The 21277-nt window shown below is 69.0% G+C and carries 23 protein-coding genes and 2 tRNA genes; 15 read left to right on the top strand and 10 right to left on the bottom strand.

Translation table 11 applies throughout. The features are described from left to right. The first annotated feature begins 35 nt into the window (after positions 1–35). The 3 genes from ACT01A_RS10710 to ACT01A_RS10700 are packed head-to-tail and all read left to right on the top strand — an operon-like array spanning position 36 to position 1413. Positions 36–686, top strand: a complete 651-nt coding sequence (locus tag ACT01A_RS10710; protein ID WP_445152240.1) for a hypothetical protein — start codon at positions 36–38, stop codon at positions 684–686. A 13-nt stretch (positions 687–699) separates the two neighbouring features. After that, positions 700–1035 carry a tRNA-binding protein gene (locus tag ACT01A_RS10705; RefSeq protein ID WP_445152239.1) on the top strand — a complete coding sequence of 112 codons (336 nt, stop codon included), beginning with the start codon at positions 700–702 and terminating at the stop codon, positions 1033–1035. Positions 1036–1068: 33 nt separating this feature from the next. After that, entirely contained in the window at positions 1069–1413 is a 345-nt protein-coding gene (locus ACT01A_RS10700; RefSeq protein ID WP_445152238.1) for a helix-turn-helix domain-containing protein, read from the top strand. A gap of 259 nt (positions 1414–1672) precedes the next feature. Here ACT01A_RS10700 and ACT01A_RS10695 read toward each other — a convergent pair whose 3' ends face one another. Then, the gene (locus tag ACT01A_RS10695) at positions 1673–3181 is read right to left on the bottom strand and encodes a sigma-70 family RNA polymerase sigma factor (RefSeq protein WP_445152237.1); all 1509 of its coding nucleotides are present in this window, start codon (positions 3179–3181) and stop codon (positions 1673–1675) included. Positions 3182–3385: 204 nt separating this feature from the next. Here ACT01A_RS10695 and ACT01A_RS10690 point away from each other — a divergent pair. Next, positions 3386–3470: transfer RNA gene (locus tag ACT01A_RS10690), tRNA-Leu, on the top strand. Position 3471: 1 nt separating this feature from the next. After that, a complete protein-coding gene (locus ACT01A_RS10685) occupies positions 3472–3759 on the top strand; it encodes a DUF167 domain-containing protein (RefSeq protein ID WP_445152236.1) in 288 nt (95 codons plus the stop codon). Here the strand turns inward: ACT01A_RS10685 and ACT01A_RS10680 are convergent. Further along, on the bottom strand, positions 3756–4337 hold the full coding sequence (locus tag ACT01A_RS10680; protein ID WP_445152235.1) for a winged helix-turn-helix transcriptional regulator: 582 nt from the start codon (positions 4335–4337) through the stop codon (positions 3756–3758). The genes ACT01A_RS10685 and ACT01A_RS10680 overlap by 4 nt on opposite strands. A 364-nt stretch (positions 4338–4701) precedes the next feature. Here ACT01A_RS10680 and ACT01A_RS10675 point away from each other — a divergent pair, with 364 nt between their 5' ends. Continuing rightward, positions 4702–6258: an adenylate/guanylate cyclase domain-containing protein gene (locus tag ACT01A_RS10675; RefSeq protein WP_445152234.1), complete on the top strand. Its 1557-nt coding sequence runs from the start codon at positions 4702–4704 to the stop codon at positions 6256–6258. A 9-nt stretch (positions 6259–6267) separates the two neighbouring features. Here ACT01A_RS10675 and ACT01A_RS10670 read toward each other — a convergent pair whose 3' ends face one another. Then, positions 6268–6450, bottom strand: a complete 183-nt coding sequence (locus ACT01A_RS10670; RefSeq protein WP_445152233.1) for a hypothetical protein — start codon at positions 6448–6450, stop codon at positions 6268–6270. A 151-nt stretch (positions 6451–6601) separates the two neighbouring features. On the opposite strand from ACT01A_RS10670, the gene ACT01A_RS10665 reads away from it, so the two are divergent. After that, a complete protein-coding gene (locus tag ACT01A_RS10665; RefSeq protein ID WP_445152232.1) occupies positions 6602–8248 on the top strand; it encodes an acetolactate synthase in 1647 nt (548 codons plus the stop codon). Between the two features lie 600 nt (positions 8249–8848). Here the strand turns inward: ACT01A_RS10665 and ACT01A_RS10660 are convergent. Together ACT01A_RS10660 and ACT01A_RS10655 are read right to left on the bottom strand one after the other, a co-directional pair. Then, positions 8849–9793: a Ppx/GppA phosphatase family protein gene (locus ACT01A_RS10660; RefSeq protein ID WP_445152231.1), complete on the bottom strand. Its 945-nt coding sequence runs from the start codon at positions 9791–9793 to the stop codon at positions 8849–8851. Then, positions 9790–10719, bottom strand: a complete 930-nt coding sequence (locus tag ACT01A_RS10655; RefSeq protein ID WP_445152230.1) for a 2-hydroxyacid dehydrogenase — start codon at positions 10717–10719, stop codon at positions 9790–9792. The genes ACT01A_RS10660 and ACT01A_RS10655 overlap by 4 nt, the downstream gene beginning before the upstream one ends. Before the next feature lie 182 nt (positions 10720–10901). On the opposite strand from ACT01A_RS10655, the gene ACT01A_RS10650 reads away from it, so the two are divergent. From ACT01A_RS10650 to ACT01A_RS10625, 6 genes are all read left to right on the top strand, one after another. Beyond that, positions 10902–11195: a hypothetical protein gene (locus tag ACT01A_RS10650; RefSeq protein WP_445152229.1), complete on the top strand. Its 294-nt coding sequence runs from the start codon at positions 10902–10904 to the stop codon at positions 11193–11195. 51 nt (positions 11196–11246) lie between these two features. Next, positions 11247–11320 (top strand) — tRNA-Met (locus ACT01A_RS10645). A 262-nt stretch (positions 11321–11582) separates the two neighbouring features. Then, positions 11583–11963 carry a hypothetical protein gene (locus ACT01A_RS10640; RefSeq protein WP_445152228.1) on the top strand — a complete coding sequence of 127 codons (381 nt, stop codon included), beginning with the start codon at positions 11583–11585 and terminating at the stop codon, positions 11961–11963. Beyond that, a complete protein-coding gene (locus ACT01A_RS10635) occupies positions 11960–12397 on the top strand; it encodes a hypothetical protein (RefSeq protein WP_445152227.1) in 438 nt (145 codons plus the stop codon). The genes ACT01A_RS10640 and ACT01A_RS10635 overlap by 4 nt, the downstream gene beginning before the upstream one ends. After that, positions 12375–12668 carry a helix-turn-helix domain-containing protein gene (locus tag ACT01A_RS10630; protein WP_445152226.1) on the top strand — a complete coding sequence of 98 codons (294 nt, stop codon included), beginning with the start codon at positions 12375–12377 and terminating at the stop codon, positions 12666–12668. Before ACT01A_RS10635 ends, ACT01A_RS10630 begins: the two co-directional genes overlap by 23 nt. Positions 12669–12719: 51 nt before the next feature. After that, complete coding sequence (locus tag ACT01A_RS10625) at positions 12720–13229, top strand: hypothetical protein (protein ID WP_445152225.1); 510 nt, start codon at positions 12720–12722, stop codon at positions 13227–13229. Between the two features lie 23 nt (positions 13230–13252). On the opposite strand, the gene ACT01A_RS10620 is transcribed toward ACT01A_RS10625, so the two are convergent. Both ACT01A_RS10620 and ACT01A_RS10615 read right to left on the bottom strand, forming a co-directional pair. Further along, on the bottom strand, positions 13253–14308 hold the full coding sequence (locus tag ACT01A_RS10620; protein ID WP_445152224.1) for a hypothetical protein: 1056 nt from the start codon (positions 14306–14308) through the stop codon (positions 13253–13255). Beyond that, positions 14247–14831: a DUF6036 family nucleotidyltransferase gene (locus ACT01A_RS10615; RefSeq protein WP_445152223.1), complete on the bottom strand. Its 585-nt coding sequence runs from the start codon at positions 14829–14831 to the stop codon at positions 14247–14249. Before ACT01A_RS10615 ends, ACT01A_RS10620 begins: the two co-directional genes overlap by 62 nt. Positions 14832–14842: 11 nt before the next feature. Between ACT01A_RS10615 and ACT01A_RS10610 the strand changes: the two genes are divergently transcribed. Beyond that, a complete protein-coding gene (locus ACT01A_RS10610; protein WP_445152222.1) occupies positions 14843–15967 on the top strand; it encodes a tyrosine-type recombinase/integrase in 1125 nt (374 codons plus the stop codon). A gap of 104 nt (positions 15968–16071) precedes the next feature. After that, entirely contained in the window at positions 16072–18531 is a 2460-nt protein-coding gene (locus ACT01A_RS10605; RefSeq protein ID WP_445152221.1) for a hypothetical protein, read from the top strand. Here the strand turns inward: ACT01A_RS10605 and ACT01A_RS10600 are convergent. Genes ACT01A_RS10600 through ACT01A_RS10590 form a run of 3 tightly spaced genes read right to left on the bottom strand, consistent with a single transcriptional unit; the run spans position 18518 to position 21192 of the window. Beyond that, positions 18518–18946 carry a GNAT family N-acetyltransferase gene (locus ACT01A_RS10600; protein ID WP_445152220.1) on the bottom strand — a complete coding sequence of 143 codons (429 nt, stop codon included), beginning with the start codon at positions 18944–18946 and terminating at the stop codon, positions 18518–18520. The genes ACT01A_RS10605 and ACT01A_RS10600 overlap by 14 nt on opposite strands. Further along, a complete protein-coding gene (locus ACT01A_RS10595; protein ID WP_445152219.1) occupies positions 18947–19963 on the bottom strand; it encodes a zinc-dependent alcohol dehydrogenase in 1017 nt (338 codons plus the stop codon). Continuing rightward, complete coding sequence (locus ACT01A_RS10590; protein WP_445152218.1) at positions 19960–21192, bottom strand: hypothetical protein; 1233 nt, start codon at positions 21190–21192, stop codon at positions 19960–19962. Before ACT01A_RS10590 ends, ACT01A_RS10595 begins: the two co-directional genes overlap by 4 nt. Positions 21193–21277 lie beyond the last annotated feature (85 nt).

Genomic DNA, 21277 nt, shown 5'->3' with positions numbered 1-21277 from the left:
CGTCCAGGCTAGCCGCCGCCTAGACTGGGGCGTCGATGTCCGTCGTCCGCCCCGAGTTCGGCCCGACGCTGCCCGAGCTGCTGGGGCCGCGGGTCGCGAAGCTGCCGCGTCCGCTGCGGATCGCGCTGGTGGTCGTGGCGGCGCTGATCGTGGTCGCGCTGGCGTACGCGCTCTTCTTCAAGGGCGAGGGCGTGAAGGCCAAGCGCGCGGTGATCGTCCGGGAGCCGGTGGCGTTCAACTTCGTCTACCGCTCCCCGTTCTCCAAGCAGGAGCCGCAGGCCGGCGAGCTGGCGCGCGTGGGCAGCAAGGAGCAGGCGTTCGCGGTCCGCGCGCTGAACCTGCCCGCCTACCGCGGCGATGCCGCCGGCTTTCTGCCGCTGTACGCCGCGACGCTCGAGGCGCAGATGGCCAAGGACCTGCCCGGCTTCGTCTGGCGCGCCGATGGCCGCGCCAACATCAACAAGCAGCAGGGCTTTGAGATCGTCTTCCAGTACCGCCGCGCCGACGGCGCGCTGATGTACGGCCGCCGGATCCTGCTGCTGCCCAACGTGACCTCGCGCGTCGGCGCCGACATCTGGGCGACCGCGCCGCGCTCTCCGGCGATCGTGCGCGCCGACGACGTCGGCCACAACGGCGGGCTGAAGACCGCGCTGCGATCGTTCCGCTTCGGCACCGAGCGCCCCTAGCGCCTGCACCGACATGAGCGACACCATCACCTTCGACGACTTCGCCAAGGTCGACATCCGGGTCGGCCGGATCGTCGCGGTCGACGACTTCCCCGAGGCCCGCAAGCCCGCCTGGAAGCTCCGCATCGACTTCGGCCCGGAGCTCGGAGAGCGCAAGTCCTCCGCGCAGATCACCAACTACTCGCGCGAGGAGCTCGAAGGCCGCCTGATCCTGGCCGTCGTCAACTTCCCACCGCGCCAGATCGGCCCCTTCCGCTCCGAGGTCCTGACCCTCGGCACCTACTCCGGCGACGTCGTGCTGCTCGTCGAGCCGGGCGCGAACGCGCAGCCGGGCGACAAGCTCGGCTAATAAAGTCCTTTTCAAGGGACTTTAGATGATGTAATGTCCTTTGAAGAGGACATCATGCCCGCGCGCTCCACCACTAACGCTCCGCTCCCTGTCCGCCGGTCGCTGCGCGAGATCGGTGGAGACATCCAGGCGTGGCGCAAGCTGCGCGGCCTGACGCAGAGCCAGGTTGCCGATCGCGCCGGCATCGACCGCAAGACGGTGATGCGCGTCGAGCGCGGCGACGGCGCGGTCAGCCTCGAGGTCGTCCTCCGCGTGCTGAACGCGCTGGGCGTCCTGGACGGGGTCGCGAAGGCGTTTGACCCGTACGAGACCGATCTTGGACGCCTGCGCGCGAACGAGCAGCTACCGCAACGGGTGCGCCCGCGCGGACTGGAGTGAGCGGTGCCAGGCGCTGCGAACGGCGATCGAATACGACGACACGAGCGCGCGGGTGGACCTGCTCATGGAGGTCGCGGGGGAGTTCCGCCTGAAGCCGGCCGCCGCGCGGACTGTGCTCGGCGACGTGGCGGACGCGGTAGCCGGATGGCGTGCGCTCGCGGGTCGAATGGGGCTCTCCGGGGCGGAGATCGACCTGATGCGTCCGGCGTTCGAGCATCAGGCCGCCGACGTAGGCGGCCGCGCTCCTAGCGCTAGGCGCTTAGTTCGCCGGCGTCGTGGACGACGCGCCGGACGGCGGCGTGGTCGTCGTCGCCGGCGGGGTGGTCGTCGTGTCGCCTGTGCCGGTCGACGGAGGCGTCGCGGTCGACGGGTCGGCGGGCGGTGCGGGGTCGGCCGGCGTCGGCGTCGAGGTGGCCGGCGGGGCGGTCGCGGTGGAGTCGGCCGGCGGCGTCGTGGTCGAGGTCTGCTCGGCCGGCGTCGTGCTCGAGGCGGGCGCGGTTGCTGCCGGCGCCGGCGTCGCGGTCGGCGTGGCCGGAAGCGTCTGGTCGGGCAGGCGGGTGTTGTCGTAGCCCTCCTGCGTGCCGGCCGGTGCGGTCGTGGTCCCTGGGACCGACGCGGTGGCCGGAGCGGTTGTCGACGCCGGGGCGACCGTGGACGCGGGCGTCGCGTCGGAGGCCGCGGTGCGGTGCTCGGCGGCGGCGCCCTTGCCGCCGGCCTCGGAGCCGTGCGAGGACTTCGGTGCGGCCGCCTGGGGCACCGACTTCACGGCGGCCGGCGCGGGCGTCGGGTCGGCCACGGGCGCTGCCGTCGCCGCGCGCGCGACCGGGGGCTTCGACGCCGCCGACGCGACCGCGCTCTGCGCGAGGCGGTGCTTCTTGACGTGGTCGACCTCGACCGCACCGGTGGTCACGATTGCCACCGCCGCCAAGCCCGCGGCGGCCTTGGTCGCGACCGCGCCGACGCCGGCGCTCAAAGCGCCGCCCGCGGTGGCACTCGAAGCCGCCACCGCGCCGCCGCCCGCAGCGGCGCCGCCACCGGCGGCCGCCGCGCTACCTGCGCCCTGCGCCAGCAGGAACTTCTTCAACAACAGCAGCGGCCCGACCGGGAAGACCGCTGCCAAAGCCTTGTTGGTGGACTTCAGCTGCTTCTTGAAGCCCGCGCACTTCGTGCACGAGCGCACGTGGCGGCGGACCGGCGCGCTGACCTTCGTCAGACCTTCGGCCCACTCGCCGAGCTCCTCGCGGACCTCCGAGCACGTCAGCTTGCGTGCCTCGGCGGCCTCGGCCAGCGAGACCCGCGCTCGCACCAGCAGCGACTTGACCGACGGGACCGTCGTCTCCATCGCCTCGGCGATCTGCTCGTAGGAGAGCGCGTCGATCTCACGCAGCAGCAGCGCGGTGCGCTGCGTCTCGGCCAGCGTCTGCACGTCGGCGACGAGCTGGCGGAACTCCTCGCGGTCGTGGACCTTGTCGGCGGTCGTCGTGCCGTGGTCGGCGAGGTGGACGTCCATCGAGTCCATCCCGATCGCCGTCTGCTTGCGCAGGTGGTTCAGGCAGCGGTTGCGCGCGATCCGGTACAGCCACGGCCGCACGTTGATCGGCCGGTCGTCGGCGAGCATCGCGTTGAACGCAGCCGCGAAGACCTCCTGCAGCACGTCCTCGGCGTCCTCGCGCGAGGAGAGCATGTGCCGGCAGAACGCCAGCAGCCGCGCCTGGTAGCGCGCGACCAGCGCCTCGTACGCCGCCTGGTTGCCGCGGCGGGTGAGCACGACCAGGCGCTCGTCACCCTGCAGGCGAAGCAGCGGGGTCGGGCCACGCAGTCCGGCGGCGGCCGGTGAGTGTCGGAGGGCGGAGGCTTCCACGCGCGTTGACGGGCCTTTCCGTGCCCGCGAAGACTCAAAACAGATCGCGGGCCGGGAAGTTGCGGAATCTCGCAGTGTAGGAACGTCCCGACTACGCTCTCGCAAAGTCCCGCCCGGGTGGTGGAACTGGTCAGACACGGCCGACTTAAAATCGGCTGCCCGCAAGGGCATGGGGGTTCGAGTCCCCCTCCGGGCATTTGCAGGGAGTTTCGTGCGATCTGAGGATCCGGCTCACGCCGCGGGCGGACCGCGAGGCCGTCACGTTCGAGAGCGGACCGCCGCCCCTGGTCCGCGCACGCGTGACCGCGCCGCCGGTTGGCGGGCAGGCGAACGCCGCGCTGGTCAAGCTGCTCGCCCAGCGCCTGGGCGTGCCGAAGTCACGGATCAGCGTGATCCGCGGGGAGACGGCGCGCGACAAGGTCGTGCGCGTCGCGGGCTTAGCCCAGGACGACGCGCACGCCCGCCTCGCTTCTAAGACGCGCTAGGCGACTTCCGCCTCGCGCACCGCGCCAGGCGCGAGCGCGTCCAGGAGCGCGTCTGCGATCTCCTGGTCACCGGTGATCTCGAGCTCCGTCCGCGACGCGTCCGGCCCGAGAGCCTCGACCCACGCCCGCTCCGGGCCCGCGATGCGGGCATCGGCCTCGGGTGCGGAGCGCTCGGCCAGGTCGACCCGGCCTCGGCGCGTGGTGAGCACGTAACGCTTCAACTCGCCCGCGCGGCGGACGACCGTGACCTCGACCATGCCGTCGAGGCCCTCTGGCAACGCCAGGCCCGGGACCGAGCGCAGGACCGCGCCGACGTCCACGGACTCGTCCGGGCGCGGCGGGGACCACGCCCAGCGCGCGCCCCAACGAGCCAGGGCGCCCACGACGGGCAGGAGATCCCGAGCACGCTCGGTCAGCTCGTAGTCGACGCGCGGCGGCACCTCTCGGTAGCGCTGACGCGTGAGAAGGCCGTCAGCAACCATCCGATTCAGCCGCGAACGCAGCTGCTCGGTGCTGATGCCCGGCAGAACCCGCTGGAGTTCGACAAAGCGGCGGGGACCTGCGACCAGGTCCCTCACGATGAGCAATGTCCACTTGTCGCCCACCAGATCGAGCGCCCGAGCATCGGGGGCCCACTGGTTGTATGGGTGCCGCTTGGGGGGTGGAACGGAGGGAATGGCTGCCTCCCTTGAGACCGCATAAGAAATGGACGGACCCCTCAGCCAAGAGTGAGGATACCCACGTCCGCCCACGGACGCGCTGTTTTTTGGCGGACGTGGACGTCCGTTTGACTTGCGGATGGTGAGATGCCGTACCACAACGGTTTCCTTCCACTCAACCTTCCGGCACATTGCCCGAACGTGTCGATAACTCACCGCGAATCGGAGCGCTGGAACCCGCCCGGTGGCGCACAGACGTTCGGTCCGTCACGATCAAGGACGGATGCAACGCGCGCTCCTCACCTGGGCCTTTCGCCGCTTCGGCGCCCGCTATCCGCGGCTCGCGGTCGCGGTGCTGTTCCAGGTCGCGTTCCTGATCGTCGCGGGCGGCGTCTGGCTGCTGGACCTCTACGTGGACGTCAGCTCAGCGCAGTTCGTGCGGATCTTCGTCGTCTCGGAGATCGCGGTTGCGGTGGAGAACGTCCTGGCGATCGCGGTCGTCTGGCGCCTGCTCAAGCCGGCGGACCCGTGGCTGCGCGGCGACCGCTCCCCGCGCGCTGCGCTGAAGGCGTGGCGCGCGCTGGCCGGCACGCCGTTGGCGTTTGTGCGCTGGGGCCGCGCGGTGCCGTTCGTGTTGAACGTGGTGCCGATCTCGGTCTTCCTGACGTTCGAGCTCGACGTCGCGTTCTTCCCGTCGTTCTTCATCCTCGCCGCGGGCGTCTCGATCGTCCTGCTCTACGGCGTCTTCGTCCGCTTCTTCGGGCTGGAGCTGTGGTTGCGGCCCGCGCTGGAGGCCGCGTCACGAGATCTGCCGGACGGCCCGGGCATGGCGTCCGTTTCCGTGCCGGTGAAGTGGAAGCTGCTGTTCGCGCTGCCGGCCATCAACATCGTCTCGGGCGTGATCGTGGTCGGGATCGCGTCGCCGGACGACGCCGGCCTCGGCCAGCTCGGGCTCGGCGTGTTGGTGACGATCGGCGTCGCGTTCACGGTGTCCTTGGAGCTGTCGCTGTTGTTGTTGCGGTCGATCTTGCAACCGATTCAGGATCTCCAGGAGGGCACCGCACGTGTCGCCGGCGGCGATCTCTCCGTGCGCGTGCCGGTACTGGGCACCGACGAGACCGGCCGGCTGGCGGGCTCGTTCAACACGATGGTGTCGGGGCTGGAGGAGCGCGAGCGCCTGCGCGAGGCGTTCGGCGCGTTCGTCGATCCGGGCGTCGCCGAGCGCGTGCTGGAGGAGGGGACGATCCTCGAAGGCCAGGAGGCGGAGGTCACGATCCTGTTCCTGGACATCCGCGGCTTCACGGCGTTTGCCGAGCGCGAGGGCCCGCGTGAAGCGGTCGCGCGCCTGAACGACCTGTATGAGTTGATCGTGCCGGTGCTGGTCCGCCACGGCGGGCACGCCAACAAGTTCATCGGCGACGGGCTGTTGGGGGTCTTCGGCGCGCCGGAGCGCCTGCCCGACCACGCCGATCGCGCGCTGGGTGCGGCGCTGGAGATCGTCAGCGTCGTGCGTGAGCGCTACGGCGAGCGACTGCGCCTGGGCATCGGCCTGAACTCCGGGCCGGTCGTCGCCGGGACGATCGGCGGCGGCGGGCGCGTCGAGTTCACGGTCATCGGCGACGTCGTCAACACCGCGGCGCGCGTGGAGGAGGCGACGCGGATCACCAACGACGACATCTTGCTCACCGAGGCGACGCGCGCGCTGCTGTGCCGCGACCACGGCGGGTTCATCGGCCGTGGCGACGCGGCGTTGAAGGGCAAGGTCGAGCGCGTGCAGCTGCACGCGCCGGTGACCGCGGCGGCGGTTAACCGCCCCGCGGTCGAACTGCGCGCGATCTAGGCCGTTGGCCTACACGTTGACGAGGCCGGCGAGGATCTCCTCGTCGAACACGTCTTCGGCGTCCATGTGGGTCGCCATCGCGGGCGCCAACATGGGGTAGGTCACGTCCTGGTCGGCCGCGATCTTTGCGAAGCGACGCGTGGCCGGGCTGCTGTCCTCCGTCAGGAGGTCTCTCTCGAAGCGGGTGTCCATGGGGACTCCTCTCCTCGTGGGGTGACTCCTTGGTTCTACGCCGATCAGGACCAGGCGCAACCGCGCTGTTCGATCCACGCACCCGCATGGGGGGTGTGTTGTAGGAAACGTATGAACGCGGACGTCGTCCGGGGCGCGATGATGGGACGCGATGAGCACCGACATCGAGCAGGGGACCCGCGTCCACGGCGGCCGGCTGATCGCCCGGCGCCTGAAGGCGCACGGCGTGAGCAAGCTGTTCACGCTGAGCGGCGGCCACATCTTCTCCATCTACGACGGCTGTCGCGAGGAGGGGATCGACATCGTCGACACCCGCCACGAGCAGGCGGCGACGTTCGCCGCCGAGGGCTGGGCGAAGGTGACGCGCACGCCGGGCGTCGCGGCGCTGACCGCCGGCCCGGGCGTGACGAACGGGATGAGCGCGATCGCGTCGGCCCAGCAGTCGGCGTCGCCGATCCTCGTGCTCGGCGGCCGCGCGCCGGCGATGCGCTGGGGGATGGGGTCGCTGCAGGAGATCGACCACGTGCCGTTCGTGGCGCCGCTGACGAAGTCGGCCGCGACCGCCGGGTCCCCGGACGAGATCCCGGGGCTCGTGGACTCTGCCTTGGCGACCGCCATGCAGCCCCACTCCGGCCCCACGTTCCTCGACTTCCCCATGGACCACGTGTTCTCCGAGGGCGAGGACCAGGGCGTGGAGGGCGCGCTGCACGACGTGCTCGCGGAGCCTGTGGCCGGTGGGGACGTCGACAAGGTGATTGCCTTGCTCGACGCTGCCGAGCGCCCGGTGATCATGGCCGGCACCAACCTGTACTGGGGTCGCGGGGAGCACGCGCTGGCCGCGCTGGCCGAGGCCCGGGGCATCCCGGTGTACTTGAACGGCCAAGCTCGCGGCTGCCTGCCCGCCGACCACGAGCTCTTCTTCTCGCGCGCGCGTGGAGACGGGCTGAAGGGCGCGGACCTCGCGCTGGTGATCGGCGTCCCGATGGACTTCCGCCTCGGCTTCGGCGGCTCGTTCGGCGAGGACACCAAGTTGGTGGTCATCGACCGCGCCGAGCCGGTGCGGGCGCACCCGCGCGCGGTCGAGGTCTCCTTGTACGGCGGCATCGACGCCACCCTGCGCGCGTTGATCGGGGACTCGGCCACGCCCGATCGCACCCGCGACTGGGTCGCGCACCTGCGTGGCAAGGAGGACGAGAAGCGCGCCGCGGAGCGTGCCGAGTTGGACGACGGCCGCGCGCCGCTGCACCCGATGCGGCTCTACCGCGAGCTGGGCGAGGTCCTCGATCGCAACGCCATCATCATCGGCGACGGCGGCGACTTCGTCTCCTACGCCGGGCGCATGATCGAGACCTACGAGCCGGGCTGCTGGCTGGACCCGGGCCCGTTCGGCTGCCTGGGCACCGGCCCGGGCTACGCGCTGGCGGCCAAGCTCGCGCACCCCGACCGTCAGGTCGTCCTGCTGGTCGGCGACGGCGCGTTCGGGTTCAGCGGGATGGAGTTCGACACGCTCGCGCGCCACGGGGTCAACGTCGTGGCCGTGATGGGCAACAACGGCATCTGGGCGCTGGAGAAGCACCCGATGGAGTTCTTGTACGGGTACTCGGTCGCGGCCGAGCTGACGCCGGAGACGCGCTACGACCAGATGGTCGAGGCGCTCGGCGGCCACGGCGAGCTGGTGCGGACGCCGGAGGACTTCAAGCCGGCCTTCGCCCGCGCGTTGGGGTCCGGCAAGCCCGCGCTGGTTAACGTCCTGACGGATCCGGACGTCGTCTACCCGCGGAAGTCCAACCTGGCTTGAGGGGGAGGCGGCCCATGTCGCGCCCGGCCGGGGAGGACCGGGCGCGACGATGCCGTCGCCAATCCGGCACGCGCGCGCCGCTTGGCGTACCGCTTGCCGACGCACCGCATCACGGTCCGTCGAAGGCGTGGACTTTCCGGTGCGTTGCCCGGAAAGTCGGAAGCCGCCCAAAGGGGCGGCTTCCAAACTCGGCCCCGACAGGACGGGCAGGGGTACGTGCCATGCGGGGGCCTGATTGTTTGGTTCGAGCGGCGGGAGGCGCCGATTCGATGCGGCTTCGCCCGAACCTATGCGCCGGAACGGCGGAAGAACATGCCTATTCGGCACGTACACCCGCTGACCCGACAGCACCGGACTATCCCGCCACCGACAAAGGTGGACAATCAGACACCCGTCCAGGTGCGTTCCGAGAAGTGGGGATGCGAGGTACAACCCCCTCCGTGGCGATATACGGGAGGTGGGGCTTCGGCCTCGTTCGCCCCTGTCGCTGAAGCGGCCGGGGCGGGCGTGTTCCTCAGCCCTCGCCCGTCCCGCCGCGATAGTTCAGGCGCGTGCCTGGGGACAGAAGACGGAGCGGCCGGTTCTTGGCAGGGCGGCCGCTCACCCTGCGGTGGCGGTGGCCCGGTCCAGCGCCGCCCCGCGCAGGATGTCGTGCTCGGAGACTTCGACCTCGGCGAGGTCGAAGCAACGCATGGCCTCGACGAGGAGGATCACGCCGGCGACGATCGCTTGGGCGCGGTCGGGGTGTAGGCCTTTGACGCTTCTTCTCTCCGCCAGCGTCATTGCTGCCAGGCGCGGCAGGAGCATCTCGCACTGCGCCCGAAGCAGCCGGAACCCGTGGACCTTGGTCGGGTCGTAGGGGTCGAGCTCCTGGAGGATGGCAGCGCAGGATGTCGCCGTCCCGGCAACCGCGATGCCTTGGGTGACCGCTTGGCGAGTGGCCTGCGGGACCGCTGATTCGAAGATCTCCTTCGCCTCGGCCTGGAGCTGCTGCAGCTCCTCGGGGCGCGGCGGGTCGGAGCGCAGGAAGCGCTCGGTCTGGCGGACGACGCCGGCCTGGGTGGAGACGTGGAAGTCGACGGTCGCGCCGTGGCCGGTGACAAGCTCGGTGGAGCCGCCGCCGACGTCGATGACGACGCGCTGCACCTGTGCGTCTTCGGCGCTCGCTCGTCCGTCGGTGGCGCCGAGGTAGGTCAGGCGCGCCTCTTCGTCGCCGGTGATGGTGCGGGCGTCGATGTTGTAGGTGTCGTTGATCTTGGTGGTGAACTCGGCGCCGTTGCGCGCGTCCCGCACGGCGGAGGTGAGGACGCCCGTGACCGCATCCACGTTGCTGGCGTCGATCAGCTCCCGGTACTCCGCGACCGCCGCCTCCACGCGTGCCATCGCCTCCGGCGCCAGGACGCCGGTGTGGTCGACGCCCTGGCCCAGGCGCGTCACGGTCGTCCGGCGCTCGATCTCTGTGACGTGCTTCGTGGCGGGATCGACGTCGGCGATCAGCAACCGCGTGGAGTTGGTCCCGATGTCGATGACGGCGATTCGGGTCATAGCGTGGGTGCGGGGTAGGGGAGGGGCTCGCCGGCGAGGCCGGCGAGCAGGTTGTCGACGGCCATGCTCGCCATCGCCTCGCGCGCATGGTGGGTGGCGGAGCCGATGTGGGGCAAGATGATGATGTTGGGCGCCGAGAGGAGCGGGTCGTCGGGCGGAAGCGGCTCGGGGTCGGTGACGTCGAGCGCGGCGGCGCCGAGGCGCCCGTCCTCGAGCGCACGCTTGAGAGCTGCTTGGTCGACGAGCGGGCCGCGTCCGGTGTTGACGAGGATCGCGCCGGGCTTGATGGCGTGGAGCGCGGCGTCGTCGATGAGGTGGCGCGTCGCGTCGGTGAGCGGCGTGTGGAGGGAGACGAAGTCGGCCCGCGCGAGGGCGGCGTGGAGGTCATCGCCGCGGTTCACGGGGATCACCTTCATGTCGAACCCTTGGGCCCGTCGCGCCACCGCGGAGCCGATCCGCCCGCGTGCGCCGACGATCGCGATCGTCGCGCCGTGGACGGAGGCGCCGAGCCAGCCTTGGGGCTCGAACGTGCGCCAGCGCCCGTCGCGGACCGCGCTTTGCGCTTCCGGCAGGCGGCGCGCGGCGGCGAGCAGGAGCGCGAAGGTGAGGTCGGCGGTGGCGTCGGTGAGGACGTCGGGCGTGACGCCGACGGCAATGCCGCGGGCTTGCGTGGCGGCGAGGTCGACGTTGTCGAACCCGACCGCGTAGTTGGCCACCACCTTGAGCTTTGGCGCCGCTCCGAGGAGTTTCTCGTCCACGCGCTCGGTCAACATGGACAACAACCCGTCGGCGTCGGAGAGGGCGTCCCGCAGCTCGGTCGGATGCGGTGGCAGGTTCCCCGGCCAGATGTCGACCTCGTGCCCGGCCTCTCGGAGCCGGCTCAGCGAATCCCCTGTGATCGCTCGCGCGACAAACACCCGTCCCATGTCGGAGGTGATCCTCTCAGGCCGCCGGGTAGCCGGGAGCATGACCATCTTCGGCGCCGTCCTGGTCTTCGCTGCCGTCGGGCATGGCTTGCAGACTCTCTCCCGCCGCCATGGCAGCACCCCGCCCTCCGAAGCCTCGCCCGCCGCCACTGAGCGAGAGCGAGCGCGTACGCTCCGCGCCGATGCTCACCGGCACGGCGCGCACCGGCGACCCGCTCGCCCCCGAGATCGTCCCGAGCGACCACTGCGTCAAGCGCTTCCGCGAGCGCATGCCGATCCGGACCCCAGGCCTTGCCGAGGTGGTGGACGCGCTCATCGAGACGTTGGAGTCCGCGGTCATCACGCGCCACCCGCCTGCCTGGGCGGTAACCGACCGCCCTACGCCGCTCTGGGCGATCACCTCCGACCTCGCCTTCCCCCTGACCCCGACCTCCGATCCAGGCCGCTTCCTCGCCACGACCTGCCTGCGCCGGTAACCCACCCGACATCGTTCGGGACCAACCCGTCCGCTATAGTCCTATGTCCGCCGCGGGGTGGAGCAGTCTGGTAGCTCGTCGGGCTCATAACCCGAAGGTCGCAGGTTCGAATCCTGCCCCCGCTACTCCCGAAAGGCCTGCAAATGCAGGCCTTTCGTCGTTAGGGAGGGTGTCCGTCGCCGGACGATTTGGGCCCGTGGGGCAACGTTTGGGGCAACACGCCGTTGCCCCAGGGGGTGCCGTCGGCCGCTTGGGACTTCGGCGCCGGCGAGCTAGCGTCGGTCAGGCTGCGTGGCGACCGGGTCCGGTGGCGCGTGGCGTGACCTGAAAATCGCCCCCGCGACCGTTGGCGCGGCCCGGGGGCATGGCCCACGGAGAAACCGCTCCATGGACGAGATGGACCGTACTTGCTGCGGGTCGTTCGAGATGCCGGACGAGGTGCTGCGGCTGCTGCGCCGGGCGGCAGATCATGGCCTCGAGCTGGCCTGCGACTTCGGCGGTGACTGGAACGAGGACGTGCGGGCGCGGGTGTTGCACGCGGCGCGGATGGTCGACGTCTTCCACCTTGGGACGCCGTCGGCGTTCCGGGTCGTCGAGCTGGCCGACAACGCGCTGCGCTGGCGTGATCCGCCCGACGAGCGCGCGACCACGCTCGAGGCGCTGGGTGAGCACTTCGTCGCGCTCGGCGAGGTGCGCGAGCTGATCAAGGTGCGCGACCGCGCCCTGCGCGCGTCCGGCCTTCCTCTCGACGCCGGGGACGAACGATGAGCCCGCGTGTGCTGCGACCCCATCCCGCACGCGACCTGATCCTCGACGCGATGCGCCGGCACGGCGAGCCGATGAGCCCGACCGAGCTGGCGCGCATCACCGGCGCCACCCTGGGCTCCACGGCCTACCACGTGCAGGTGCTACTGGTCGCGGAGGTGATCGAGCCGGCCGGAGAGCGGCCCGGCGTGCGCGGCCTGCCCGAGCACTTGTACGTGTTGATCGCCGACGACCCGACGCCGGCCCACTCGGTCCAGCGGCTGCTCAGCCTCTGCGGCGCCACGATGGTCCCCGATCCCGAAGGCCGCTACCCCGTCCCGCGCCAGCTCGACGGCGACGCTCGCGCAGAGCTCGAAGCGCTCCTGGACCGGCTGCGCTCGCAGGTGCAGCAGATCGCCGCGGCGTCCACCGCCCGTGTCCGCCGCCAGCGGGGCTGAGTCGTCATGCCCTGGCCCGACCGATCCGCTTCAGGCGTTCGCGACCAACATGCGCGTGCAGCGCGCGGTGCTCGGCGTGAGCCAGGAGAAGGTCGCGATGGCCGCAGACATGGATCAGTCCCAGTACAGCCGGATCGAGCGCGCCGAGGTCGATCCCAGCGTTCGCACCCTGGCACGGGTGGCGCGAGCGCTGCAGGTCACCCCGGCACAGCTCATGGACGGCGTGGAGTGGGTGCCGCCGTCCTGGCTCGGCCCGGTCGAGCCACAATGACCGCGGCGGCGGGAGGTCATCGTGCCGTCGTCTAATGCCGACGCGTTCACGATGGTCTTGGTCGAGGACCGGGCATGGACGCGACGGGTGCCCGAGTTGGATCTGTGGTGCGACGAGCGGGAGGTCCCGGTCAACCTCCAAGACACCCATAACAACTGGTTGGGAGGCGTCTACATGAGGCAGTCGCCGCCCCTGTCCAGCGGCGCGGCGGCTGAAGTGTCGGGCCGGGTGGCACTCGCTATTGGAGACGGGCGCCTGGTCGGGATCATCTCGCCCGACGAGGCGACGGAGCCCGCGATCTGGTTCTCGATCGCGCTGGACGACCTGCTCATGGTCGAAGTGATCTCCCGGCACCGCTTGACCTGGCGGCCCCGGAAGATCACCGTCTACGTCCCGGGCTGGGCGCTCGTGTTCGTGGCGATCGCGCGGCACGACGGCTCGAGGGAGTGGCGCGGTCAGGAACGGAGTCTCTTGCGGGCCCTGGGTGGGCCGACGCCGTGGCGCAAGCGCTGGGCGGTCATCAGGCGCCTGTACGGCCGCCGTCGGCGCTTCGTCCCGTAGGAGGCGCTTGAGCCGAGCGTGGGCTAGGGGTTGTTGCGCACGTTGGCGATCGCTGTGTGGGTGAGGGAGACGAGCCGGTCCCAGGAGTCGGTGCCGTGGACTGTGTGCAGGCCGGCGGGGATGCCGATGTAGCTGAGGTCGTCGGCGATGTCGTCGGTGAGGGTTCGGGCTTGGCTGGCGAGCAGGTAGGGGGAGAGTTCTTCGAGTTGGGGTTGTTGGAGCCAGCGGTGGATCCGGGTCAGGGCGCGGTAGGCGGGGATCCAGTCGTAGTGGAAGGGAAGGTCGGGGGCCGAGGGCAGGCGTAGCAACGTCGCCCAGTCGGCGTGGTGGATGGCGTAGTGGCGGTCGTCGGCGACGCGGACGAGATCGATGACCCCGGCTTCGTGCAGTTGGGCCAGGCCTTCGCGGACGTTGCGCTGTGCGAAGGCGGCGTTGGCGTGGATGACGCCGCTGGAGAGGCGTGGGGCTCGGATGGTTAGCAGGGTGCGGATCGCTTCGGCGCGGACGCCGAGGCCGAGCAAGCGGCGCAGCCGGAAGGCGAAGTTGATGGGGTCCTGCGGGCGCGGCGGCTGGGACTTGCCAGAGGCACTCAGCGGCGGTCGCGCAAAGCCGTGGCGCGAGAACGCGGGCTCGAGCGCCTCGCCCGGCGAGGGAAGCGCGGGGAAGAGCGGTTCGAGCGCGTCGCCGTCCGGAGGGAGGGGATCGCCTTGTGCGGGTGGTTGGCGGCGGCGTGCGGTAGCGGCCCAGGCCAGCGCGGCTTCGGCCAGCGCACGGTCGGTGTCGTCGGTGTAGAGGTGGCGCAGGCGGTGGGTGCTGATCAGCGGGGTGTTGAGCGCCAGCCAATCGAGGACCTCGTCAAAGAGCCGCGGGTCGTGGCGCGCGACGTGCAGGGTGAACAGCAGCAGGGCCTCGGGATCGGCGGCCCGCTCCTCGCGGCGTTCAGGCGGGGCGCCGGAGAGGCCCATCTGCGACCACTGCTCCCACGCCAGCTCCAGGAGAGCGTCGGTGGTCTGGGCTCTAAGCGTCGCGACCGTCATCTTGGACTCCGAGGTCAGCGAGGGCGCGAGCCAGCGCGTCATCGAACGGCCCGGGCATGTTGTGGGTTCGCGCCCAGCGCGCGCCGGCACGAAGCTCCTGATCGGTCGGCGCGAGCTGGCGCAGATCGGCGAAGTCCCGCGGCTCGCGCCGGTCGGCGGCGGCATAGAGCTTGAGATAGATCTGATCGATGCGCGAGGCGAACGACACCTGCAGCGCCGAGCCGTAGCCGCGGGTGCTGAGCCGGTCGGCAAAGCCTTCAGGAAGCCCGAGGTCCAGCAGGCTGGTCGGCCCGGGGTTCAGCCAGTTGGGCTCCAGGCCGAGATCGCGGGCGACGAGCGCAGCCGCGTCAGCGATCGGCGCCGGCAGCGGCTGGGCGGACACCAGCTGTCCGTGCTGTTCCAGAGCGACGACGTCCACGTCCTGCGTGCTGCGCGAGATGGCGTCGATGGCCAACAGGCCGCTCCCGCCGATCACCACGAGATGCGCTGAGTTCCCGGCGAAGGCAAGTTGCTCGCCGAGCGCTGTCAGTGCTTCTTCTAAACGATTGGGATCGATGTCTTGCATCCGAAATACGGATGATATACATCCGCAGACCGGATGTCATGTATCAAACGCCTGGCGCCCGCCGTTGCGTACCTCGGCCTTCGGGGAGCGGGCCAAGCTCCGGTGCGTCCGCTCCGCTGGCACAAGGAATTGCCAAGCTAGTTGTTTGCGAAGAGCGGTCGACTCATTCGAGAGTGACGCGGCAGAAACCTGAAACTCACGCCAGCACTACAAGCGTTTCCTTCGCCCGCGAGGAGTACTTGCGCTGGCTCGGGATCACGCGCGACCTGTCGCCGCACACTCTCCGTGCCTACTCCGGGGACCTCACGGCGTTCGATGCACATTTGGGGCCGAGCGCGACCACGGCGGACATTGACGCTGAGACCTTGGCGTCCTTCTTCGAGAGTCAGCGACGCTGCGGCCTCAGTGCGACCTCCATCCGACGTCGAGCCGCGGCGCTGCGGGGCTTCTGTCGCTGGCTCCTGAGAACGGCGAAGCTCGACGCAGATCCATGGGTGGGCACGACGGTGGCGGCCGGCCGAGCACGAAGGCTGCCGCGAGTCGTTCCCGCCCACGACCTGCGTGCGATCTTCCGAGAACTCGAAAGTCGGACAGAGGCAGATGGCGTTCATGTACGCGAAGCCAACACCTTCGTAGCCGTCGCCTTGATGGTGGCGACCGGCTTGAGGGTGCATGAGGTTGTGGGGATCAAATGCGATGACATTGACTTGGTCGACGGAGCGATCAAAGTCCTGGGCAAGGGCCGGCGGGAGCGGCGCGTCTACCTCCCGAGCGAATGGATCACGGCTCTCGTCCGTCGTCACTTGCGGACACGCGATCGGCTTCCGTTGGACCATCACTTCCTGCTCTTCAACCAGCGGCTTCGGCCGCTGAGCGAGAGCGCCCTCCGGGCCAGGCTCGCGAAGGTTGCTAGTGACGCCGGCGTGTCCGGCAAGGTCACGCCGCACATGCTGCGCCACACCGCAGCGACTCAGCTCATCGAGGCTGGAGTCGACATCCGCTACATCCAGCGGCTTCTGGGTCACGCGAGCCTCAGCACGACCGAGATTTACACCCACGTTTCCGACGCTGCGCTCCGCCGCGTCGTGGGGGAGGCCGACGTCGTCGGCCGGCTTGTCGGTCGCGCCGCCGCCTGACGACGCGCGTAGCGCTCTCGCGGGGCTCGGTCTTCGCCGCGGCGTCGCTACCGCGATAACTAGGAATTATCGTGTCACAGAGCGGCTCAGGATCCGACCGGCCGATGCTGCTCGAACCACCACGGTTTCTTGACCGAGAGGAAGAGCTGGCGCTGATCGAGATGCATCTGGCGTCGCTCCGGCAGGACCCGACGTGCTTCAAGGTCCTCGAGGTGCTCGGTCACGGCGGGATGGGCAAGACCAGCCTGTTGGAAGAGGTCTGGGCCCGGGTGGCGGGTGACCGTCACCACCTGCTGTGGGTCTCGCTCGAGGGCGAAGGGTCGATGAGCAGCATCGGGCCACTCCTATCCATGCGCGATCAGCTCGACTGCCAGTGCCTGCTGTTCGATACGGCGGTGTTGGCGTACTGGAACGCCATGGGACAGCCGCTTCAGCTGTCCCGATCGGGTCGTCTGGCTGATTCCCACGTCGTGCAGGCTCTCGAGCTCGGTGGCGGATTCGCTGGCTTCGTCCTGCCGATCGGCTTCGGGCTCACGGTCTTCGAACGCCTCAAGCGCATGGTCAAGAAGCGCCTGCACTACCGTCCTGAGGAGTTCCAGGAGATCGAGCGGCTCCACAAGCGTCCGGGAGCTCTGCTGGCACGCCTCCCGCATTACTTCGGCGTTGACATGAAGCGCTCGATCGACTCCGACGGGCGGGGATTCATCGCGTTCTATGACGCCTACGACCGGCAGTCGGCCATGACGCGCGAAGCTGGGGCGCCGTGGTTGCGAGAGCTCATCGGGACACTCGGACGAGGTCTCCATGTCGTGTCCACGCGGGAGCCGCTGCACTGGACGGAACCGGTGTTGCGCGATGCGCTGGTGGAGGTTCCTCTCGATGCGCTGCCCGAGGACCACGCTAGGGCGATGCTCAGCGCGCGCTTGGGCGGAATGGATCGGCAGATCGAGGACCGGCTGATCAATGCCGCCCGTCGCATCCCTTTTCTCTTGGAGACCGTGATCAACGGCTGCGCCGAGCTGGCTAGCCGAGACGGCAGCATTGCTCTCGAGCATCTGCCCTCGTCCCCCGACTCGGCCGTCGAGCACTTCCTCGAGCACTTTCCCGAAGCGCATCGAGAACTCGCTGTCGCACTCGCTGCGTCGCAGGTTTTTGACGAGCGGCTGTTCAAGAGCGTCGTCACCGAACTGAACCTGCAGGTCAGCTTTCCGAGCTTCCAAAAGTTCGTTGACTGGTACTTCGTGGAGTCGATCTCCCCCGGCCTCTTCAAGACGCACGATCTCCTCACCGCATTCGTGCGGGAGTCGACGACCGCCGCGAGCGTGCGTCATGCGGCGCTGGAGGCGGTGACCAAGCATCTCTTGGATCGCTGTAGCCAAGACGAGGCGCTGAACCCGGACGAGGTCCTACCGATCCTGCGGGCGGTGATCACCGGCTGGTACTCGGTCAACGAGATGCGGACGACCGCGGTGGAGCGCCTGGTAGACGTTGGCTTCCGCCTGTACGACGCGGGCTACTGGAACGAGCTGGCGTCGCTGGGGTCTGAGGGATCGCTTGAGGAGGAGCACCGGGCCGACGTCCTACTGGAGTTCTTCCTTGCATTGACGGCCCGACGTATCGTCGGCATCGAACCTGCTCTGGAACGCTTCGCGGCACTACAGCCAAGAGCGCCGCTGCTCGGCCGGCACGAGCAGGCTGTAGATCTCGAATTCTCTTACGTGAAAGGGCTCGCCGGCAACTACGCCGATGCCCGGGTCGGCTTCCGCCGGAGCGTTCATCGATCCCCGCGTCTCGACCTTGGCGACCGTACGCAGGTCCGCGCCCGCATGTACCAAGGGGGCATGCTCACCATGGACGGGGCGTTCCGGCAGAGTTCGTCGCTCCTGGCAGAGACATACGACGCAATCGATCCTGACGAGAGCCCCGACTGGGCAGAACTTGTCCGGTATCGAGGGCACGCCCACCGGTTCTCGTTCGCTTTGGACCAGGCCGAGGCACTCTATCTGCGGGCGCTTCAGTCGACGACGACGGACCGGGCCCCCGCACTCCTGGGCAGGTTGTACACCAACCTTGCTGAGACGTACTGCTGGTTCGATCCGCGTCGTACCCTTGCCGCAGCGAACGATGCCGCGAAGATCCACGCGTCGTTGGGGAACCGGATCGAGCTTGCCAAGTGCGACGCCGCCCTGGGGGTGGCTCTGTCCAAGCTCGGCAAGACAGAGGAGGCCCGCGTGGCCGTGGCGAAGGCCGTTAGCCGGGCGACCGAGGTGGGATATCAGGCGGGAGTCGCCTTCGCCCTCCAGGCCGGGGTGGTCACCGAGTGGTTGGCGGGCGACCACGACACGGCCGAGGCCACGTGCCGGCAGCTGACCACAGTCGTCGATCGCATGGGCACATACCGCCACCTGCAGGCCGTCCCTTTCCTGTTGCTAGGCGATGCCGCAGGTTTCTCTCGGATCGTCGGGGAGATGGAATGGCTGATCCAGGATCCCGTGGAGTCCGTGATGGCGAGCTACATAGCGCCGACCACGGGACTGCGCGACATCACCGCTACAGATCTCTGACGAACCGTGAGCGGCCGTGATGGTGCTGATATCCGGCTGCCATCCAGAACCGCCTGGCGGCCCCGTCGTCATCGCTGACGATCGCGTCGATTCGGATCGCTCCGCGTTGCCTCAGACGACGCTCGGCGTCGTGAACGAGCCGTGTCGCCACCCCGGCACGCCGGTGGTCGGGATCGACGGCGAGTCGGTACAGGCTCCCGCGCCAACCGTTCCAGGCCGCGATGACCGTCCCGATCACCTGACCGCCCGTCTCCGCGACCAGCAGAGCCTGCTCGTCGGTCTCGATGAGACGGAGAAGAGCGGGAATGTTGTCCGTGACGGTTACTGCCGCCCCTGCCCTGCCCCACAGCTCGAGCACCTCGGCGCACCGGTCCGTGGTCCCGACCCGGATGTCCAACTCGGCAAGATCGCCCATTCATCCATCACCGAGTGACGCGACATCCAAGATCGTCTTACACCATGGGGCACTGCGACGCGTCGTGAATGCTTCCTGCAACCGTGCGATCGGCATGGCCTCGATGACCTGCTCCCAGTCGTCGCTCCAGCCCTGTGCTAGTTCCGCGGCCGCGGTACGAAGCGTGTTCCGTTCGCCGTTGAGGTAGCTGACGGTGAACGTGATGTCCCGGCGGGTGAGCGCTGCCAACAAGAAGTCGGCGGATGAGTACCCATCGAGGTGGCTCATCGTGCAGAGTCGCCCTCCCGGTCGCGTGTGCGAGCACGCCAGCCGCAGCCCGGATTCGCTGCCGGACAGGTCGAAGACGATGTCGTACTCGCCTGTCGGCTCGTCGACCACCGTCGCGCTGGGGGTAGCGCGGCCGATGGCGGTAACGCGGCTCGGCATGGCGTCGGTGATATCGAAGGGGATGGGCGGGACACCGGTCGTCAATGCGAACGCCATGCACATCCCGAGACCACCCGCGCCGATGACCAGGATGCGATCGTCTGGCATCGGGGTCGCCCAACGCCGGGCGTGCAAGACGCAGGACAGCGGCTCGCTAAGCGCCAGATGTCGCTGGGCGTTGCCACCGATCGGAACAAGGTAATTCGGGTGAAGGTCCCCGAACTCGGCGAATGCGCGGTTGCTGAACTGTCCAGTCTGTCCGCTGCGGCAGAGATGGGAGCGGCCAGCCGTACACTGGTCGCAAGCCCCGCAGCGGAAGTTCAGATCGCTGGTCACAACGTCACCCGGCACGAAATCGTCCACCGCCGATCCGACCTCGTGCACTTCGGCGACGAACTCATGCCCCAGCGAGCGCGGGTAGCGGATCGGGCGACGCCCCTCGAAGGTCGACAGATCTGATCCGCACAGCCCGCAGTACAGAAAGCGGACGCGGACCCGGCCCTCGTCAAGCGCCGGCAAGGTCCGGTCCTGCCGCACCAGCGTCTCGGGTCCGACGAGGAGGTACTGCCACGATGTGGGTCCGGCGCTCATACGAGCGCTCCCTTCGACCAGATGCTCCGGTTGAACGAGCGCGCTTCTTGCCTAAGGGCGGCGGTCGCACCGGTCTCGCGGATCTGCGCGATCAGCTCGGCCAGCCGCGGAACATCTTCGACCGTCATGCCGAGCCGCGCGGCTGCGCTGAGCCCGAGACGAAGCCCGTAGCCGAGCGAATAGGGCAAGAGCCGGAAGTTGGTCATGATCAAGCACTGCTCGAGGCGCTCATAGGTCGTGAACGCATGCTCACGATCGGTCTCGCGGATCCAGACGTGGTGAGTGGGCAGGCGATCGTGAGGTCGCCTCACGACCGGCACGCCGCGCTCGGACAGCTCAGCCTCAAGTCGCACCGCAAGGTCGAGCATCCGACTTGAATACTCAGTAAGCCATTCTTTCCGATCGAGTGCAAGACCCGCGGCGTAGACGCTCCCGGGATGCATGTTCGACACGAAGCTGGAGATGCCGCTGAGGATCTCGAGCCACGACTCGTTTCGCTCACGCGTCGCGATCAGCGCCTTCTGCGGACCCGGGAAGTTCTTGTGAACACTGGCGACAACGAGGCCGAACCCCGCCTGCAGCGGATTGGGGTGATCGCCCGCAATGATGTTGGCGAGGTACTGAGACGCGTCGAACACGCATATGGCGTCCGCTCCTACTTCTGCCACGAGCGGTCCGAAGTCCTCGAACGTAAGCCCTTCGCTGCGATCGACAAAAACGAAGTCCGGGTCGACCCGGGCGCAGAGATCGAGCGTCGCGGAGACGTCCACGCACATCTCGGATTCGTTGACGACCATGTCGACGACCTCCAGCCCGAGCCGCTGGAGGATCGCTTTGCCTGCCATGTGCCCTCCAGCCTCCACCGGGAGCAGCATCACGGTCTGGCCGGGGCGCGCCATGGCCATGAAGAGGACGATGTGAGCATGCAGTCCCGACAGCAGACGGAGCGTGACGTCTGCTGCGCCGAGCGCCTCCGCCCAGGCCGAGTAGATGACTCGCGAGTCTGCCTCCATGGCCTGTCGACCGGCGAACTGCATGGGCGTCGCCACTCGCTGATCCCGGGTGCGGGGCTTGTCGCTGTTGTAGAGGCCGTGCAGCGGACCGGCGACTGCCGCCAGATCCTCAGGGAACGGGAAGTTCTCCACCGGGTTGAGGATGAGCGAGGACGTCAGCAGCTCTTCTTGTCGTGCGAGCGAGGCGCGCAAGAACGCGGAGAGGTCCGTCTCCATCGACGATAATTCCTAGTTATCCGAGTAGCTGGCCATCGGGCGGTGAAGCCTAGATGATTGCTACCTCTGATGTTGAGCGTTGTGC

This window comes from Baekduia sp. Peel2402 (genome assembly GCF_052567285.1).
Note: the sequence above shows the minus strand (reverse complement) of the source record. Positions and strands in the feature narration are given on the sequence as shown.

Coding starts and splice junctions, on each gene's coding strand:
- ACT01A_RS10655 (WP_445152230.1), bottom strand. CDS start 10,719: ATGGGACGGGTGTTTGTCGCGCGAGCGATCACAGGGGATTCGCTGAGC.
- ACT01A_RS10670 (WP_445152233.1), bottom strand. CDS start 6,450: ATGGACACCCGCTTCGAGAGAGACCTCCTGACGGAGGACAGCAGCCCG.
- ACT01A_RS10705 (WP_445152239.1), top strand. CDS start 700: ATGAGCGACACCATCACCTTCGACGACTTCGCCAAGGTCGACATCCGG.
- ACT01A_RS10640 (WP_445152228.1), top strand. CDS start 11,583: ATGGACGAGATGGACCGTACTTGCTGCGGGTCGTTCGAGATGCCGGAC.
- ACT01A_RS10675 (WP_445152234.1), top strand. CDS start 4,702: ATGCAACGCGCGCTCCTCACCTGGGCCTTTCGCCGCTTCGGCGCCCGC.
- ACT01A_RS10600 (WP_445152220.1), bottom strand. CDS start 18,946: ATGGGCGATCTTGCCGAGTTGGACATCCGGGTCGGGACCACGGACCGG.
- ACT01A_RS10615 (WP_445152223.1), bottom strand. CDS start 14,831: ATGCAAGACATCGATCCCAATCGTTTAGAAGAAGCACTGACAGCGCTC.
- ACT01A_RS10625 (WP_445152225.1), top strand. CDS start 12,720: ATGGTCTTGGTCGAGGACCGGGCATGGACGCGACGGGTGCCCGAGTTG.
- ACT01A_RS10650 (WP_445152229.1), top strand. CDS start 10,902: ATGCTCACCGGCACGGCGCGCACCGGCGACCCGCTCGCCCCCGAGATC.
- ACT01A_RS10635 (WP_445152227.1), top strand. CDS start 11,960: ATGAGCCCGCGTGTGCTGCGACCCCATCCCGCACGCGACCTGATCCTC.
- ACT01A_RS10610 (WP_445152222.1), top strand. CDS start 14,843: ATGATATACATCCGCAGACCGGATGTCATGTATCAAACGCCTGGCGCC.
- ACT01A_RS10605 (WP_445152221.1), top strand. CDS start 16,072: ATGCTGCTCGAACCACCACGGTTTCTTGACCGAGAGGAAGAGCTGGCG.
- ACT01A_RS10710 (WP_445152240.1), top strand. CDS start 36: ATGTCCGTCGTCCGCCCCGAGTTCGGCCCGACGCTGCCCGAGCTGCTG.
- ACT01A_RS10595 (WP_445152219.1), bottom strand. CDS start 19,963: ATGAGCGCCGGACCCACATCGTGGCAGTACCTCCTCGTCGGACCCGAG.
- ACT01A_RS10700 (WP_445152238.1), top strand. CDS start 1,069: ATGTCCTTTGAAGAGGACATCATGCCCGCGCGCTCCACCACTAACGCT.
- ACT01A_RS10620 (WP_445152224.1), bottom strand. CDS start 14,308: ATGACGCGCTGGCTCGCGCCCTCGCTGACCTCGGAGTCCAAGATGACG.
- ACT01A_RS10590 (WP_445152218.1), bottom strand. CDS start 21,192: ATGGAGACGGACCTCTCCGCGTTCTTGCGCGCCTCGCTCGCACGACAA.
- ACT01A_RS10665 (WP_445152232.1), top strand. CDS start 6,602: ATGAGCACCGACATCGAGCAGGGGACCCGCGTCCACGGCGGCCGGCTG.
- ACT01A_RS10660 (WP_445152231.1), bottom strand. CDS start 9,793: ATGACCCGAATCGCCGTCATCGACATCGGGACCAACTCCACGCGGTTG.